14 protein-coding genes are annotated in these 16471 nt (G+C 69.6%); 3 read left to right on the forward strand and 11 right to left on the reverse strand.

Annotated features, from left to right (window positions below; translation table 11 throughout):
• Nucleotides 1–66 precede the first annotated feature (66 nt).
• The 3 genes from H5411_RS17285 to H5411_RS17295 form a co-directional block, all read right to left on the reverse strand.
• Nucleotides 67–3444, reverse strand: a complete 3378-nt coding sequence (locus tag H5411_RS17285) for a pyruvate carboxylase (protein ID WP_101435255.1) — start codon at nucleotides 3442–3444, stop codon at nucleotides 67–69.
• A gap of 142 nt (nucleotides 3445–3586) precedes the next feature.
• The gene (locus tag H5411_RS17290; RefSeq protein ID WP_101435256.1) at nucleotides 3587–4519 is read right to left on the reverse strand and encodes a S8 family peptidase; all 933 of its coding nucleotides are present in this window, start codon (nucleotides 4517–4519) and stop codon (nucleotides 3587–3589) included.
• 172 nt (nucleotides 4520–4691) lie between these two features.
• Complete coding sequence (locus tag H5411_RS17295) at nucleotides 4692–5909, reverse strand: erythromycin esterase family protein (protein ID WP_101435257.1); 1218 nt, start codon at nucleotides 5907–5909, stop codon at nucleotides 4692–4694.
• A 31-nt stretch (nucleotides 5910–5940) separates the two neighbouring features.
• Here H5411_RS17295 and H5411_RS17300 point away from each other — a divergent pair, with 31 nt between their 5' ends.
• Nucleotides 5941–6573, forward strand: coding sequence for a TetR/AcrR family transcriptional regulator (locus H5411_RS17300; RefSeq protein WP_101435258.1), 633 nt, complete (start codon nucleotides 5941–5943; stop codon nucleotides 6571–6573).
• A gap of 799 nt (nucleotides 6574–7372) precedes the next feature.
• Here the strand turns inward: H5411_RS17300 and H5411_RS17305 are convergent.
• From H5411_RS17305 to H5411_RS17315, 3 genes are all read right to left on the reverse strand, one after another.
• Nucleotides 7373–7900 (reverse strand): GNAT family N-acetyltransferase, encoded by a 528-nt coding sequence (locus H5411_RS17305; protein ID WP_244194569.1) that lies wholly within the window; start codon nucleotides 7898–7900, stop codon nucleotides 7373–7375.
• Nucleotides 7901–8167: 267 nt separating this feature from the next.
• A complete protein-coding gene (gene recG, locus H5411_RS17310; protein WP_101435260.1) occupies nucleotides 8168–10321 on the reverse strand; it encodes an ATP-dependent DNA helicase RecG in 2154 nt (717 codons plus the stop codon).
• 2 nt (nucleotides 10322–10323) lie between these two features.
• Complete coding sequence (locus H5411_RS17315) at nucleotides 10324–11910, reverse strand: DAK2 domain-containing protein (protein WP_183124322.1); 1587 nt, start codon at nucleotides 11908–11910, stop codon at nucleotides 10324–10326.
• Between the two features lie 134 nt (nucleotides 11911–12044).
• On the opposite strand from H5411_RS17315, the gene rpmB reads away from it, so the two are divergent.
• Nucleotides 12045–12236 carry a 50S ribosomal protein L28 gene (gene rpmB, locus H5411_RS17320; protein WP_009074135.1) on the forward strand — a complete coding sequence of 64 codons (192 nt, stop codon included), beginning with the start codon at nucleotides 12045–12047 and terminating at the stop codon, nucleotides 12234–12236.
• A gap of 187 nt (nucleotides 12237–12423) precedes the next feature.
• Here the strand turns inward: rpmB and H5411_RS17325 are convergent, their stop codons facing one another.
• The 5 genes from H5411_RS17325 to H5411_RS17345 all read right to left on the reverse strand — a co-directional run bounded on the left by H5411_RS17325 (nucleotide 12424) and on the right by H5411_RS17345 (nucleotide 16082).
• On the reverse strand, nucleotides 12424–13212 hold the full coding sequence (locus H5411_RS17325) for an alpha/beta fold hydrolase (protein ID WP_183124323.1): 789 nt from the start codon (nucleotides 13210–13212) through the stop codon (nucleotides 12424–12426).
• A 73-nt stretch (nucleotides 13213–13285) separates the two neighbouring features.
• Nucleotides 13286–13963 carry a uracil-DNA glycosylase gene (locus tag H5411_RS17330; protein WP_101435263.1) on the reverse strand — a complete coding sequence of 226 codons (678 nt, stop codon included), beginning with the start codon at nucleotides 13961–13963 and terminating at the stop codon, nucleotides 13286–13288.
• A 117-nt stretch (nucleotides 13964–14080) separates the two neighbouring features.
• On the reverse strand, nucleotides 14081–14602 hold the full coding sequence (locus tag H5411_RS17335) for a gamma carbonic anhydrase family protein (protein ID WP_101435264.1): 522 nt from the start codon (nucleotides 14600–14602) through the stop codon (nucleotides 14081–14083).
• 20 nt (nucleotides 14603–14622) lie between these two features.
• Complete coding sequence (locus H5411_RS17340; protein WP_101435265.1) at nucleotides 14623–15102, reverse strand: GNAT family N-acetyltransferase; 480 nt, start codon at nucleotides 15100–15102, stop codon at nucleotides 14623–14625.
• A gap of 20 nt (nucleotides 15103–15122) precedes the next feature.
• Nucleotides 15123–16082: a thiamine-phosphate kinase gene (locus H5411_RS17345; RefSeq protein WP_101435266.1), complete on the reverse strand. Its 960-nt coding sequence runs from the start codon at nucleotides 16080–16082 to the stop codon at nucleotides 15123–15125.
• 137 nt (nucleotides 16083–16219) lie between these two features.
• On the opposite strand from H5411_RS17345, the gene H5411_RS17350 reads away from it, so the two are divergent.
• Complete coding sequence (locus H5411_RS17350; RefSeq protein ID WP_009074118.1) at nucleotides 16220–16453, forward strand: Lrp/AsnC ligand binding domain-containing protein; 234 nt, start codon at nucleotides 16220–16222, stop codon at nucleotides 16451–16453.
• The last annotated feature ends 18 nt before the right edge of the window (nucleotides 16454–16471 follow it).

Below are 16471 nucleotides of genomic sequence, written 5' to 3' on the forward strand. Positions count from 1 at the left end.
GGGTCCCCTCGCTCCGTTATGGAGCGAAGGGACCCCTCGTACCGAAAAAAGTGGCGCGAGCGCGGGCTATTCGAGCACGATGAGAAGGTCTCCGCCCTCGACCTGCTGAACGGAGGTGATTGCCAGCCGGCCGACTTTGCCCGCCACCGAAGCGGTGATGGACGCTTCCATCTTCATGGCCTCGATCGTCGCCACGGTCGCTCCGGCCGCCACCTGGTCGCCCTCGGCCACCTGCAGCGTCACCACGCCGGCGAACGGCGCGGCGATCTGCTTCGGGTTGCCCTTCTCGGCCTTTTCGGTGGCCGGGATGTCCGAGGCGATCGACCGGTCCCGGATCTGGATCGGCCGCAGCTGGCCGTTGAGCGTGGACATGACGGTCCGCATGCCGCGTTCGTCGGCCTCGCCGATGGCTTCCAGCTCGATGAGCAGCCGGACGCCGGGCTCGAGGTCCACCGAGTACTCCTCGCCCGGGCGCAGACCGTAGAAGAAGTCCTTGCTCGGGAGCACGCTGGTGTCGCCGTACGCTTCGCGGTGCGCGAGGAATTCCTTGGTGGGCCCGGGGAACAGCAACCGGTTCAACGCGGCGCGGCGGTTGTCGGTGAGTTCCTTGTGGTCCTCTTCGGACAGTTCGGCGACGGGTTTGGCCGCCGAACGGCCTTCGAGTGCCTTGGTGCGGAACGGTTCCGGCCAGCCGCCGGGCGGGTCGCCCAGTTCGCCGCGGAGGAAGCCGATCACCGAGTCCGGGATGTCGAACTTGTTCGGCTCCGCCTCGAAGTCCGCCGGGGAAACGCCGGAGCCGACGAGGTGCAGCGCGAGGTCGCCGACCACCTTGGACGAAGGCGTGACCTTCACGAGGTGGCCGAGGATCTTGTCCGCCGCGGCGTACATGGCCTCGATGTCCTCGAACCGGTCGCCGAGGCCCAGCGCGATCGCCTGCGTGCGCAGGTTGGAGAGCTGGCCGCCGGGGATCTCGTGGTCGTAGACGCGGCCGGTGGGCGACGCGAGACCGGCCTCGAACGGGGCGTAGATCTTGCGGACGCTCTCCCAGTACGGCTCCAGGTCGCCGATCGCGTGCAGGTCGAGGCCGGTGCTGCGGTCGGAGTGGTCAGTGGCCGCGACGATCGAGCCGAGCGACGGCTGCGACGTGGTGCCCGCCATCGACGACACGGCGCCGTCCACCGCGTCGGCACCGGCCTGGATGGCGGCCAGGTAGGTGGCGAGCTGACCGCCGGCGGTGTCGTGCGTGTGGATGTGCACCGGAAGGTCGAATTCCTTGCGCAGCGCAGTCACCAGCCGAGCCGCGGCGGGCGCGCGGAGCAGGCCGGCCATGTCCTTGATGGCGAGGACGTGCGCCCCGGCTCCGACGATCTGCTCGGCGAGCTTGAGGTAGTAGTCGAGCGTGTAGAGCTTTTCGTTCGGATCGGACAGATCGGAGGTGTAGCAGAGCGCGACCTCCGCGACCGCGGTGCCGGTGGCGCGGACGGCTTCGATGGCCGGCCGCATCTGCTCGACGTCGTTGAGCGCGTCGAAGATGCGGAAGATGTCGATGCCGGTCGCGGTGGCCTCCTCGACGAAGGCCGTGGTGACCTCGGTCGGGTAAGGCGTGTAGCCGACGGTGTTGCGGCCGCGCAGAAGCATCTGCAGGCAGATGTTCGGCACGGCCTTGCGCAGCTGCTCCAGCCGTTCCCACGGGTCCTCGGCGAGGAAGCGCAGCGCGACGTCGTAGGTCGCGCCGCCCCAACACTCCAGGGACAGCAACTGCGGCACAGTCGCGGCGACGACCGGAGCGACGGCGAGCAGGTCCTTCGTCCGGACGCGCGTCGCGAGCAGCGACTGGTGCGCGTCGCGGAACGTGGTGTCCGTGACGCCGAGCTGCGGCGTTTCCCGCAGCCAGCGCGCGAATCCCTCCGGGCCGAGTTCGGTCAGCTTCTGCTTCGAGCCGTCCGCGGGAGTGAGATCCGCGGGCAGCTTCGGCAGCTTCGTCACGGCATCGGGGGTGCGCGGACGCTCGCCGTGCGGACGGTTCACCGTCTGGTCGGCGAGGTAGGTGAGCAGGCGCGTGCCGCGGTCGGCGGAATGCCGCGCGGTCAGCAGGTGCGGCCGCTCCTCGATGAACGACGTGGTGACGTTGCCCTCGCGGAAGTCCGGGTCGTCCAGCACCGCCTGGAGGAACGGGATGTTCGTCGCCACGCCGCGGATCCGGAACTCGGCGACCGCGCGCCGGGCGCGGCCGACCGCGGTGCGGAAATCGCGGCCGCGGCAGGTGAGTTTCACCAGCAGGGAGTCGAAGTGGGCGCTGATCTCGGTGCCGGAAAACGCGGTTCCGCCGTCGAGCCGGATGCCCGAACCGCCCGGCGAGCGGTAGGCGCTGATCATGCCGATGTCCGGGCGGAATCCGTTGGCCGGGTCCTCGGTCGTGATGCGGCACTGGAGCGCGGCTCCGCGCAGGTAGATCTTGTCCTGCGACAGGCCGAGGTCGGCGAGGGTTTCCCCGGAGGCGATACGAAGCTGGGACTGCACGAGGTCGACGTCGGTGACCTCTTCGGTGACCGTGTGCTCGACCTGGATGCGCGGGTTCATCTCGATGAACACGTGCTTGCCTTCGCGGTCCAGCAGGAATTCGACGGTGCCCGCGTTGCGGTAGCCGATCTGCCGGGCGAATTTCACGGCGTCGGCGCAGATGCGGTCGCGCAGTTCCGGGTCGAGGTTCGGCGCGGGGGCCAGCTCGATGACCTTTTGGTGGCGGCGCTGGACGGAACAGTCGCGCTCGAAGAGGTGGATCACGTTGCCCTCGCCGTCGGCGAGGATCTGGACCTCGATGTGCCGCGGTTCGACCACGGCCTTCTCCAGGAACACCGTCGGGTCGCCGAACGCGGACTCGGCCTCGCGCGCGGCGGCCTCGATCGACTCGCGCAGCAAAGCCGGGTCCTCGACGCGGCGCATGCCTCGGCCTCCACCGCCAGCGACCGCCTTGACGAACACCGGGAAGCCGAGCTCGTCGGCGGCCGCGACCAGTTCGTCGACGTTGCTGGACGGCTGCGACGAACCGAGCACCGGGACGCCGGCCTCGCGCGCCGCCTTGACCGCGCGCGCCTTGTTACCGGTCAGTTCGAGGATTTCGGCGCTCGGGCCGACGAAGGTGATCCCCGCTTCTTCGCAGGCCATGGCCAGGTCGGGGTTTTCCGACAGGAAGCCATAGCCCGGGTAGACCGCGTCCGCGCCCGCCTTCTTGGCGGCCTTGACGATCTCCTCGACCGACAGATAGGCGCGGACCGGATGGCCCGGTTCGCCGATCTCGTAGGCCTCGTCGGCCTTCAGCCGGTGCAGCGAGTTGCGGTCTTCGTGCGGAAACACGGCGACTGTGCCCGCGCCCAGTTCGTAGCCTGCGCGGAACGCCCGGATCGCGATTTCGCCGCGATTGGCCACCAGCACTTTGCGGAACATGCCCGGTCCTTCCCTTTTCGGATCGGTATCGAAGGCACGTTACCCGGTTCGTCCCGCGGTGCGGGAGCCGTAGTCCAAGTGATGGACATCATGCGCGCCGACCTGCATGCATGATGCGGGCCGAGCCGTCGTGCCGCAACCGTCAGGGCGTTCCCGCAGGCAGTGTGCACAGCAGCCTATTCGCGGTTCCGGAGGGCGCATTCTTGACCACGTTCTGCGTTGCGTCCTGCACAATTGCTTCGCTGACCGCATTGGGCGCGGCGTCGGGGTGGGCGGACCGGTAGAGGGTCACCGCGCCAGCGGTCACCGCGGCGGCCATCGAGGTGCCCGACAAGGTCCCGACGTCCGCGGTCCCGGCGATCGGCGCGGGGATGTCGACGCCCGGTGCGTACAGGTCGAGCGACGTGCCGAAGTTCGAGAAGGGCGCGACCTGGTCTTGGACGTCAGTCGCACCCACGGTGAGCGCCTCTGGGACTCGGGCGGGCGAGGTTTGGCTGGCGTCGGTGCTGCCCTCCCCCGCCGGAACCACGATCGGCATCACCGCGGCGACTCCCTTGACCGCGTTATCGAGCTGCTCGTTCGGCACCCCGCCGATACCCAGCACCGCGACCGCCGGCTGGTTTGCGTTCTGGGCGACCCAGTTCAGCCCGGCGATGATCGTGTCGGTCGCGCCGCCGCCGGCTTTGTCGAGCACTCGGACCGGGAAGATCTGCGCGTTTTTGGCGACGCCGTAGTTGTGTCCCGCCACGATTCCCGCGACCCGGGTGCCATGGCCGTTGGTGTCCGACGTGTCCGGTCCGGTGGTGAGGAAATCCTTGCCGGGCAGGACTCGGCCCTGCAGATCCGGGTGTTTGGCGTCGACGCCGCTGTCGATCACGTAGACGGTGACGCCGGAGCCGTCCGAGTCGTAGTGGTACTTCTGATCGAGGCCGGTTCGCTGGTCGATCCGGTCGAGCGCCCAGCTCGGCGGGTTGACCTGAGTCCCGCTCGCCGCGAGCGCGGCCGGTTGCACCCCGACGACCAGCAGAAATGTCAGTGTTGCCGAAAAAAGGCCACGCGCCGCTCGGTTCCGCATGCCTGCGGTGGTATCCCGGTCGCCATCCCGCGGCAACTCGACGTCACACGATGGGCTGGTCCGGGTCCACCCGCACTGCCGCAGGACGCACCTACCTGCGACCGGCACGAGACGACGAACTGCAGCACTCGAGGTTTAGCCGTTATGCGACCAACTGTTGACCGACCGACAGCTACTTCGCCGCGGGAACGTGCGCGCTCACCGACATCGTCGGCAAGTAGACCAGTGCGTCGAAGGCTTGCACGACGTCGACCTTGGTGAACATGTGCGCGTGCCGCATGCTCGACGGTCCGGCTTGACCCTGTGCTCGGTCTTGCCGCAAATCGACTACGCACGGACCAGCACCGGCCAAAGCTGCCTCGACACTGCCTTCGACGGGAGGCTCCAGCTCCTGTTCGAAGACACGGAAGCCGAGACGCTCGCTCTCGTCCGGTTCGAGGCCGGTGGTCGTGCCGGTGCCCGCAGTCAGGCCGAGCGCGAAGTAGTCGTCGCCGAACTCTGCGGCGAGATGCGTGCCCGCGGAAGGGAACGTCATGTTCGGCAAAGGGGCGAACGGCACTCGCTGCAGGTGTCCGTTGTGGACCATCACCACGATCTTCTCGCCTTCGCCGTACAGCTGGCGAAGCAGCTTCACGGTTGCGGCCATGTACGTGTCGCGCGACGCCCCCTGGAGCGACGGCGCCGTTCCCGACATCATCGCGGTCAGTTCTCGCAAGTACGCGTCTACGCGGAGCGCGCCGACCGCGTGGTGTTCGGCGACGGCGTACCGAGCCGGATTAGTCCGTTGCCGAAAAACTGGCGACAGCGAACGAAGGTGCGCTAGGAGAGTCGTCAACGCAGCAGTCGCCGCGTCCCGTTCCGCGGCGGACATTGCCGCATAACGGCCAGGCGCGACCGCGTTGCTGACCGCCGAATACGGCTCCGATGCGGTGATCGCTGCGTCGACCAGCGTAAGCGCTTCCGGATCGACTTCCTCCATGAAGCTGCGGACAACCTGCAAAGCAGGCTGTGGCGAACCGCTCGAGCTGGGCAGGTCGAGGCCGGCGAAGCGGACGCCGCCGTGGCTGCGCATCCACGTCAACATTTCGTGCACCTCGACTGACTCACCAAGGGAAAAGGTGAATCCTTCTCGCGCAATCTCGGTGACAGTGCCCGGACCACCGCTCAGCCACTGCTGCACAAGGTCGCCCTCGGCGAAGCCCGATTCGAAACCGAGCACCGTGAACCCGTGGTCCTCGACGAGCCTGCGGAGCAACCGGGCGCGGAGTTCGCCGAACTCGCGGACGTGATGGTTGTTCTCGCCGATCGCGACGATGCGTGCGTCGCCGATCAGACTGGCGATCGCAGCGACGTCGCCGTCCAGCGGCGAGCGGGTGGTCAGCGGTGCCATACTGAGGACACTAACGCAACAGGAGTAGTGATTGGCAACTGAGTTACCAGGGACGAGCCGGCCGGGCGGGCGCACGGAACGCACGCGCGTCGCCGTTTTGCGGGCGACGCTCGACCTGCTGGCGGAGGTCGGGTTCATCGACCTGACGGTCGAGGCCGTCGCCGAACGGTCGGGCGTGCACAAGACGACGGTTTACCGGCGATGGGAATCCCGCGAGGGGCTGATCGCGGCCGCGTTGAGGTTCGGCACCGACGAACCGTGGAGCCCGGCGGACACCGGCTCGCTTGTCGCCGATTTGCGGCAAATGGCGTTGGAGGTGGTGCACGCGCTGACCACTCCGGGGCAACGCGAGCTTCCGACCGCCGCGGTGCTGGCGGGATTCCACTCAGAACGGGCGGCCGAGGCGTTGCGGGAGTTCTATCAGGACCGGCATGCCCGGGCTGCGGTGATCGTGGAGCGGGCGGTCGCGCGCGGAGAAGTCCCGGCCGACACCGATCCAGACGAGGTGACGCGGACGGTGTGCGGGCCGGTGTTCTACCGGTTGTTCGTGTCGCGGGAACCGGTGTCGGAGGAGACGGCCGATGTCGCGGCGGAGGCTGGTGGCGCGGCGGCACGGGCGGGGGTTTTGCGCAGGCGATTGCCAAGGAGTGGGGACGGGAGTTGAGTCCCCGGGCTAGGGGTTGTTGCCGGAAAACGGCGACGGATGGAGGCGAGACGGCTGGCGGGTCGACTCGGCGATTGCCGCGAAACGGCGAAAGAGCGGACCGGACAGAGAACCGGCTAAGTTTCGCCGAGAGACGGCGACGGAAGACGCGGCTTGGTAAGCAGGGTGGCTAGGTTCCGCCACGAGACGGCGACAGATGACACGGCTTGGCAAGCAGGGCGGCCCGGCATTCGCCGCGCAACAGCGAAAGACGAGCGGGCCAGCCCGAGGACCGGCTAGGTTCCGCCGAGAGACGGCGACGGAAGACGCCGTTCGGCAAGCCGGATGGCCCGGCATCCGCCGTGCAACTGCAAAAGACGAACGGGCCGGACCGAGAACCGGCTAGGTTTGGCCGCGAGACGGCGACGGAAGACGCCGTTCGGTAAGTCGGGCGGCTCGGCGTCCGCCGCGCAACGGCGAAAGACAAGCGAGCCAGACCGAGGGACCGGCTAGGTTTCGCCGCGAGACGGCGACAGATGACGCCGTTTGGCAAGTCGGGCGGCTTGGCATCCGCCGCGCAACGGCGACTCACGAGGCACGCTTGCTGAATAGGCTGAACAGACAGCCTCCATTCAGCAGCGACAGGAGCGACGGGCCGCGCAGGCTGTCCAGCACCCCTTCCCGACAGACCGCTGCCACATGGCGACGAGGTCGTGCGTGCGGGGACGGGCAGACCCAGAAGTCGCCGCCCAACGGCGACCAGGACCAATTCGCGGGGCTGACCTGGCAATCGCCGCTAAAGGGCGACAGGCGAACTGGCCTAGCCCTCCAGCGGCAACCGGTACCGGACCTCCTCCAAGGTCACCGCTCCGTCGGAGATCGTCTCTACCTTGGTCTTCCCGTCCGTGACCCACCCGGCCCGTTCGTAGAACTTCCGGGCTCTCGTGTTCGTCGACAGCACCCACAGCGTCGCCGCTTCGTACTGGGCTGACAGGCCACGCACGCACTCCTCGTGCAGCGCTCGGCCCATCCCCCGGCCCCACTCCGAGGGCAGGAGGTAGATCGACGACAGTTCGCCCGTACTCGGGGTGGCGTCGTCGTCTCGGCTGGGGCCGAAGACTGCGAAGCCGGTGATTCCTCCGTCCGCACTTGCCGCCAGGACGGTGTGCGGCCGGGAAGGGTCGGCCAGGTTCGAGGCCCAGAACTGTTCCCGCGTCGCGATCGACAGCCGGGACAGGAACTCGTCCGGCAGCAAACCCGCGTAGGCCGCTTGCCAGGAACCGACGTGGACGGCTGCGATGCCCGCCGCGTCTTCCGGCGTCGCGGGGCGGATCACGAGGTCGGGCACCATTCCTCCGGCGGCTCGGCGACGATCGGCTGTGAGCAGTCCAGCACAGAAGCCCACGCGCCCGCATGCGGTTTAGCCGAAGTGACCACAAAGGACAGTCAGGGGCACGGAGCCGGGCAAAGGCACCGAAAGCGGCCGGAGAGTGCGTTCGGGCAAGGGCACCCGGGAGTTCAGGCATCACCGCCTCGTCCCGGCGGCTGGTCCTCCGGCGTGCCGATAGCTTCGTCGGACTGGTGGGTCAGTCCGTCATGCCCGTGCGACCGCGCGTCAGCTTTTCTCCAGGTACTCCGCCCGCTCCAGGTCGACCACGTCCGCCACCATCTGCGCCAGGCCCGGCAGCGAGGCGAGGTCCGGATCGGCCGTCACGATCTCCTGGGCCTGCGCCCGCGCCTCGGTGATCAGGTCCTCGTCGCGCAGCAGCGACAGCAGCTTCAGCCCGGACCGCTTGCCCGACTGAGCCGCGCCCAGGATGTCGCCTTCCCGGCGCAGTTCCAGGTCCAGCCGGGACAGCTCGAAACCGTCCGTTGTGGACTCGACCGCGGCGAGCCGTTCGCGCGTCGAAGTGCCGTCCAAAGTTTCCGTGACCAGCAAGCACAATCCGGGCACGCTCCCCCGTCCGACGCGGCCGCGCAGCTGGTGGAGCTGGCTCACGCCGAAGCGGTCGGCGTCGAGGATGACCATCGCCGTCGCGTTGGGGACGTTCACGCCGACCTCGACCACGGTCGTCGCGACCAGCACCTCGACCTTCCCCGCGCCGAACGCCTGCATGACGGCGTCCTTCTCGTCGGTCGGCATCCGGCCGTGCAGCGCGGCGATCTTCAAGCCCTTCAACGCGCCGTTGGCGAGATCCGGCGCGACGTCCAGCACCGCGAGCGGCGGCCGTTTGTCGCTCTTGTCCGACGGCGGTTCGTCGCCGATCCGCGGGCACACGACGTACGCCTGGTGTCCCTTGCCGACTTCCTCGCGGACCCGCTGCCACACCCGGTCGAACCACGCCGGCTTTTCCGCGACCGGCACGACCGTCGTCTTGATCGGCGAGCGGCCGACCGGCATTTCGCGCAGCGCCGAGATTTCCAGGTCGCCGTAGACCGTCATGGCGACCGTGCGCGGGATCGGCGTCGCCGTCATGACCAGAACGTGCGGACTCGTCGAATCGGCCCCGCGCGAACGCAACGCATCCCGTTGCTCCACGCCGAACCGGTGCTGTTCGTCCACCACCACGAGCCCGAGATCGGCGAACTGCACGGTGTCCTGGATCAGCGCGTGCGTGCCGACGACGATGCCCGCCTCGCCGCTCGCCGTCTCCAGCAACGCTTTCTTGCGTTCCTTCGCGCCCATCGACCCGGTGAGCAGCGTGATCCGGGTGGAATTCTCGGCCGCGCCCAGCTCGCCCGCCATCCCGAGGTCGCCGAGCATTTCGCGCAGCGAGCGCGCGTGCTGCGCGGCCAGGACCTCGGTGGGCGCCAGCATCGCCGCCTGCCGTCCGGAATCGACGATCTGCAGCATCGCCCGCAGCGCGACCACCGTCTTGCCGGACCCGACCTCGCCCTGCAGCAGCCGGTTCATCGGATGCTCGGTCGACAAGTCGGCCGCGATCTCGTCGCCGATCGCGCGCTGGCCCGCGGTGAGGTCGAACGGCAGCCGCTTGTCGAACGCGTCGAGCAGGCCGCCGTCGACGTGCGGGCTCGCCTTCGCCGGACGCGACACCGCGGAATGCCGTCGCTGCGCGAAAATCAGCTGCACGGCCATCGCTTCGTCCCATTTGAGCCGGTGCCGGGACGTCTCCAGATGCGCCCAGTCCTCCGGGCGGTGGATGCCACGCAACGCGCGTTCGAGGCCGGGCAGGCCGTGCCGCTTGCGCAGTTCCTCGGGCATCGGGTCCTCGCCGACCTCCAGCACGTCCAGCACCTGCCGCACGCATTTGGCGATCGACCAGGTCGGCATGCCTTGCGCCGCCGGGTAAACCGGGATGATCTCGGCGAGGAAATTGTCGACCGCCTCGGCCTCGCGTTCGGCGTCGAGCAGTTCGTACTCCGGGTTGGCCAGCTGCAGCGTGTCCCGGAACGCGGTGACCTTGCCCGCGAACAGCCCGGTCTTGCCGGGGACCAGCTCCTTCTCGCGCCACGCCTGGTTGAAGAACGCGCACGCGAGCCGTCGCTTGCCGTCGGTGATCACCATGTCGAGGATGGTGCCGTTGCGCGATTTCATCCGGCGCTTGCTGATCTTCTCGATCCGCGCCAGCACAGTCGCGTGCTCGCCCAGCTCCAGCCCGGCGATGTCGGTGAGCTCGCCGCGTTCGGCGTAGCGGCGCGGATAGTGGCGCAGCAGATCGGAAACCGTCTCGATGTCGAGCGCGGTCGAAAGCGCCTTCGCCGTTTTCGCGCCCAGCAGCAGCGGGAGCTTGTCGCGAAGACCGGCCATGATTATTCGACCCCCATCAGCAGCACAGCGTCGCTTTGCCCGCCGGCGTAACTCGTCAACTCCACCTCGGGGTGCTCCAGCCGCAGTTGTTCGGCGAGTTCGGCGGCCACGCTCGGCGGAGCGTCCGCCCCGCTCAGGACGGTGACCAGCTCGCCGCCGAGCGCCAGCATCCGGTTCAGCACGCTGACCGCGGCCGCGACGAGATTCGTCGCCGACGCCGGGGCGGGTTCGATCAGCACCACTTCGTCGTCGACCAGACCGATCACGTCGCCGGACTGGGCCCGGCCCACCCAGGTTAGCGACTCCTCGCGGGCGATCCGCAGCTCGCCACGCCTGGTCGCGGCCGCCGCCTCGGCCATCGCGACGACGTCGTCGTTGACCCGGCGGCCGCCGTCGTGCACCGCGAGCGCGGCCAGCACCTGCACCGGCGACGCGCACGGGATCACCACGACGTCGCGGTCGCCCGCCATCGGATGCCCGGCGGCGGCGTCGGCGGCCGCGGTCAGGTCCGGGCCGCCCGGCAGCACGCTCAGGTGCTGTCCGGCCGCCTCGTTGAACAAGCCGATCATGTCCTCGACGCTGGGAAGCTCGCCGTCCGGCACCGCCAGCACCGCGACGCCCTCGGCCCGCAGCAGCTCGGCGAGCCCGCCGCCGCGCACCACCGCGACCACGGACCGGTCGATCCCGCCGCCCGGTTCGATCGGCGTCGGCGTGATCAGCGGTTCGACCCGGATCCGCCGCGGCCTGCCCAGCTGCAGCCCCGCTTCGATGGCCGCGCCGATGTCCGCGCAATGGACGTGGACCGCGTGACTGCCCGAACCATCTCCGGCCACGGTCACGCTGTCGCCGAACCCGCTCAGCTCCTTCCGCAACGCCGGCAGCCGGGCCTCGTCGACCTCGTCCAGCAAGTACATGACCTCCCACGCGTACGGCGCCTGCTCCGGCAGCGAAGCGACCGCCTTCAGGTCGTGCCCGGGGTCTTCGGTTTCGCCGGTGATCACGCTGGCGAGCGCGTCGAGCACCGCGACCAGGCCGCGGCCCCCGGCGTCGACGACCCCGGCCTTGGCCAGCGCGGGCAGCTGCTTGGGCGTCTCCTCCAGAGCCGCCGCGGCCACGGTGACGACCTCGCGCGCGACCTCAGCCAACGTCCGCGTCGCCCCGCGCACGGCAGCGGCCACGGCGTGCAGGACGGTCAGCATCGTCCCCGCGACCGGCCTGCTGACCGCGCCTGTGGCGGCCTGGTCGGCGTGCCCGAGCGCGGCGGCGAGACCAGCGCCGTCCAGGTCTCCGCCGGTCGCCGCCCAATCGGCCATCCCCCGCACGACCTGGGAAAGGATCACACCCGAGTTGCCCCGCGCGTGCGCCACCGCCCCGCGCGCCAGGACCGCGAGCGCCTCGGCCGCGTCAGCCGGTTCCGCCTCGGCGAGCGCCTCGTGCGCGCCGGTCATCGTGTACAGCAGGTTGGAGCCGGTGTCGGAGTCCGCGACCGGGTAGACGTTGATGCCGTCGATAGCCGAGCGCAGCCTGTCCAAGCTGCGCACAGAAGCCGCCGCCCAGCCCGACACCGCCGCCGCGTCCAGCACCCGCACCCCGTAACCTCCTAGCCGGTCACCGCGAGGGTAACGACCCCGAGGCAAGCCCTCCGGAACCACTCGTTACTATGGTCGAGTTGCCCGGCACGTTCGGGCGCGCATTCTTTGTCCCATATCCAGAGGAGTTCGACGTGGCTGCCGTGTGCGACGTCTGTGGCAAGGGACCCGGCTTCGGCAAGTCGGTCTCGCACTCCCACCGGCGTACCAACCGCCGGTGGAACCCGAACATCCAGGTTGTGCACGCGAAGGTCGGCGTGTCCCAGCGCAAGCGCCTGAACGCCTGCACCTCGTGCATCAAGGCTGGCAAGGTCGTCCGCGGCTGAGCGCAGATTTGAGGGTGGCGAGTGCTCGTGGAGAGCACTCGCCATTTTTCTGCGCTCAGGTGTCTTCCGGGGGTCGAACCCCCGGAAGACCCCGCCAGGGGGCGAGCCCCCTGGACCCCCGCGTGGGGTCACCTTGGGTTTAAGGCAGGGGTGAAGGGGCGAGTGCGTTGCACTCGCCCCTTTTTCGTCACCTCAGGAAGTTGGTCAGGACGTCTCGCAGGGACTCCGGCGCGTTCAGCACTCCGTGGTCCTGGCCGGGGATCTCTTCGTAGCGGCCGTGTGCGACGGCGGCGGCGACTGCCTTCGAGGAGGACGTCATCCACGCCTCCCCCGCACCGCCGGAGAGGGACAGCACCGGGACGGTGATCGCCGCCAGCCGGTCCGCCGGCAGACGGTTGCCGCGGCCGCAGACGGTCAGGTCGTACGGCAGCGTGTGCGCCAGTCCGACGAACCAGCCCCACACCGGCGCGGCCTTCATCGACTCCACGATCTCCGCCGGGGTCCCGGTGCCCTCGACCAGGAACAGCTCCACCGCGCCGTCCCGGTCGCCGTCGGCGAGACGGGCGCTGACCCGGTCGACCAGGTCTTCGGCCGGACGCGGGCGGTCGTCGCCGATGTACGGCGGTTCGTACACGGCCACCTTCGTGATCGGCAGACCGCGCGCCGCCGCTTCCAGGGACAGGATCGCGCCGGACGAGTGGCCGAACACCGCGGCCGAGCCGCCGACGGCCTCGATCAGCACCTCGAGGTCGTCGATCTCGCGCTCGACCGCGTAGACCGGCGCGTCGCCGCTGTCGCCGCGGCCCCGCCGGTCGTAAGCGATCGCGGCGAAGCCGGCGTCGGCCAGCACCGCGGCGAGTCCGGCGACGGTCGTCCGGTCGTTCACCGCGCCGCCGACCAGCAGCACCGGCGTACCCGAGCCGTAGGTGTCGAAGGCGATGGGGGTGCCGTCGGCGGACGTGACGGTGGCGGTCATGGCGTTCCTCCAGGAGTTCAGTCGGTGCTTACCCTCGTGGTCGGAACCAGCCGCCGGAACTGGACACGCCGCGTCAGGGAAGTTTCCAGTCGAGCGGTTCCGCGCCCTGCTGGACCAGCAGCTGGTTCGCCCGGCTGAACGGACGCGACCCGAAGAAGCCGTTGCGCGCCGACAGCGGGCTCGGGTGCGCCGACTCGATGCACGGCACGTCGCCCAGCATCGGCCGCAGGTTCCGCGCGTTGCGGCCCCACAGGATCGCCACCAGCGGTCCGCCGCGCGCGGCGAGCGCCTTGATCGCCTGCTCGGTGACCTGCTCCCAGCCCTTGCCCTGGTGCGAGTTGGACTTGTACGGCTGCACGGTGAGCGACCGGTTCAGCAGCAGCACGCCCCGCTCCGCCCACGGGGTCAGGTCGCCGTTGGACGGCGTCGGATGGCCCAGGTCGTCGCAGTACTCCTGGTAGATGTTGATCAGGCTCTTCGGGATCGGCCGCACGTCCGGGGCCACCGAGAAACTCAGGCCGACCGCGTGTCCCGGGGTCGGGTACGGGTCCTGGCCGACGATCAGCACGCGGACGTCGTCGAACGGCTGCTTGAACGCGCGCAGCACGTGCTCGCCCGCGGGAAGATAGGTGCGGCCCGCGGCGATCTCGGCGCGGAGGAACTCCCCCATCGCGGCTACCTGCGGGGCCACTGGTTCAAGGGCCTTCGCCCAGCCGGCCTCGACGATTTCGTCCAGCGGTCGTCCAGTCACGGCCCGCGAGCCTAGCGCCACGTGCCCGGCGTCACCGTGGCGGGTCCAGGCTCCGGCGAGATGTCCGTGAAGGACTCCTTGAGGGAATCAGATTCCCTCAAGGAGTCCTTCACGGACTTAGTCCAGCCTGCGCAACTCGGCGCGGAACCGGGCCCCGCGCCGCACGTAGGAATCCACCACCGAGGCGATCTGGTCGGGCGAAAACGACTTGTTCGGCCGCGTTTTCGCCGGAACCCCGAGTGCGATCTCGCCGGTGCCGACCGTCGAGTCGTACGACAGCACCGCGCCCGCGCCGACCATGCCGCCGTCCTCGATCACGCTTCCGTTCAGCACCACCGAACCCGACGCGATCAGGCAGCCGGTGCCGATCGTCGCGCCCTCGATGTGCACCGCGTGCCCGACCGCCGAGGACGGGCCGAGGATCGTCGGATGCCGCGCGGTGCAGTGGACGACGCAACCGTCCTGCACGTTCGAGCGTTCGCCGATCTCGATGTACCCGTGGTCGCCGCGCAGCACCGTCTGCGGCCAGACCGAGGCGCGCGCTCCGATCCGGACGTCGCCGATCACGGTGGCGTCGGGATGGACGTAGGCGTCCGGGTGGATCGTCGGGACCAGGTCGCCGAGCGCGTAGATGGCCAATGCCGCCTCCGGGTCAGGTGTCAGTCGCGGACGAGGTCCTTGCCGTAGTACCGGCTTTCCGGCAGGTCGCCGTAGTAGCCGAAAGCCGGGATCTCGCCGTACCCCGACGAACGGTAGAGGGCGATCGCCTCCGGCTGTTCGGTGCCCGTCTCCAGCACGACCCGGCGCCGTCCGGCGGCGACCGCGGTGCGTTCCAGTTCGGCGAGCATCGCGCGGGCGAAACCGCGGCCCCGCGCGGATTCGACCACGTACATCCGTTTCACCTCGACGTCGCCGGGCCAGAACGTCGGCGCGGGACCGTCGTGCGCGCGCCACGCACCGGACGCCACCGGCACGTTGTCGAGGTACCCGACCAGAAACAGACCCCGCGGCGGCGCGAACTCCGCGGGGTCCATCGGGGTTTCGTCCTCGGAGCCGTAGCGGCGCACGTACTCCAGCTGTACTTCGGCCATCAGCTTGGCGGCGTCGGGATGGTCGAAGGCGACGACACGGATGTCCACGCCGCCAGCCTAATGAAGGATCATTGCTGCCAGTGCTCCCAGCCGCCTTGCTGGTCGAACTCCCGTCCGTCCACAGTGACCCCGGAGCCGGGCATGGTGACCACGCCGATCTTGCGCCAGCCCTCAGGCAGGTCGTCGAACGGCGGGAACGTCGCGACCAGCGCGTGGTCCTCGCCGCCGGTCAGCACCCACTGCAGTGGGTCCGCGCCCAGCGCGCTGCCGACCTCCTTCAGCCGCGTCGACACCTCGAGCAACGCGGTCTGCACGTCGAGCCCGACTTCGGACGCGGCGGCCAGATGCGCGAGATCGGCGAGCAGGCCGTCGGACACGTCCATCATCGCCGTCGCACCGGCCAGCGCGGCCTGCGGACCGGCCTGGTACGGCGGTTCCGGGCAGCGCTGCGCGTTCACCACGCCGACCGGCGACCGGAAACCGCGGCGCAGCACCGCGAGCCCGGCCGCGGCCCAGCCGAGCCGTCCGCACACCGCGAGCACGTCGCCGGGGCGCGCGCCGGACCGGGTCACCGGTTCGCGGTCTTCGAGATCGCCCAATGCGGTGACGCTGATCACGAGCTGGTCCGCGCTCACGAGATCGCCGCCGGACACCCCGATGCCGACCGCGCCCGCCTCGGCCCACATGCCGTCCATGATCTCCGTCACGACCTGCGCCGGAGTGTCCGCCGGGCACGCGAGCCCGACGACCACCGACGTCGGTTTCGCTCCCATCGCCGCGACGTCGGACAGATTCACCGCGACCGCCTTGCGCCCCACCTGCTCCGGGCTCGACCAGTCGAGCCGGAAGTGGACGCCGTGGACCAGCACGTCGGTGGTCACGACCACGCGGCCGTCCGGCGCGGCGAGGACCGCCGCGTCGTCGCCCGGGCCCAGCAGTGTCGACGGGGGCTGCCCGCGTCCTTCGGTGACCCGCCGGATCAGGCCGAACTCGCCTGTCGCGGCCACCGAGTGCTCGTCCGGTGACACCGGTCACCTCCTGTTTCCCTCGCCTGTGTCGGATCGGCCACCGACAATCGGATCCCCTAGGTTTTTCCCAGGGCTGGCGCTACGTTGCCTACACCGTTCCTACCTCGACTCGATCGCCACCGACGAAAGGGCACGCCGTGGTCCACGCATACATCCTCATCCAGACCGAGGTCGGCAAGGCGGCCGCGGTGGCTGCGGAGATCGCCGGGGTCCCGGGCGTGACCAGCTCCGAGGACGTCACCGGCCCGTACGACGTGATCGTGCGCGCCGCCGCGGACACGGTGGACCAGCTCGGCCAGCTCGTCGTCGCCCGCGTGCAGAACGTGGAAGGGATCACGCGCACGCTGACCTGCCCGGTCGTCCACCTCTGAGCCGTGGTCCACTGAGGC

This window comes from Amycolatopsis echigonensis (assembly GCF_014174495.1).
Classification (GTDB): Bacteria; Actinomycetota; Actinomycetes; order Mycobacteriales; family Pseudonocardiaceae; genus Amycolatopsis; species Amycolatopsis echigonensis.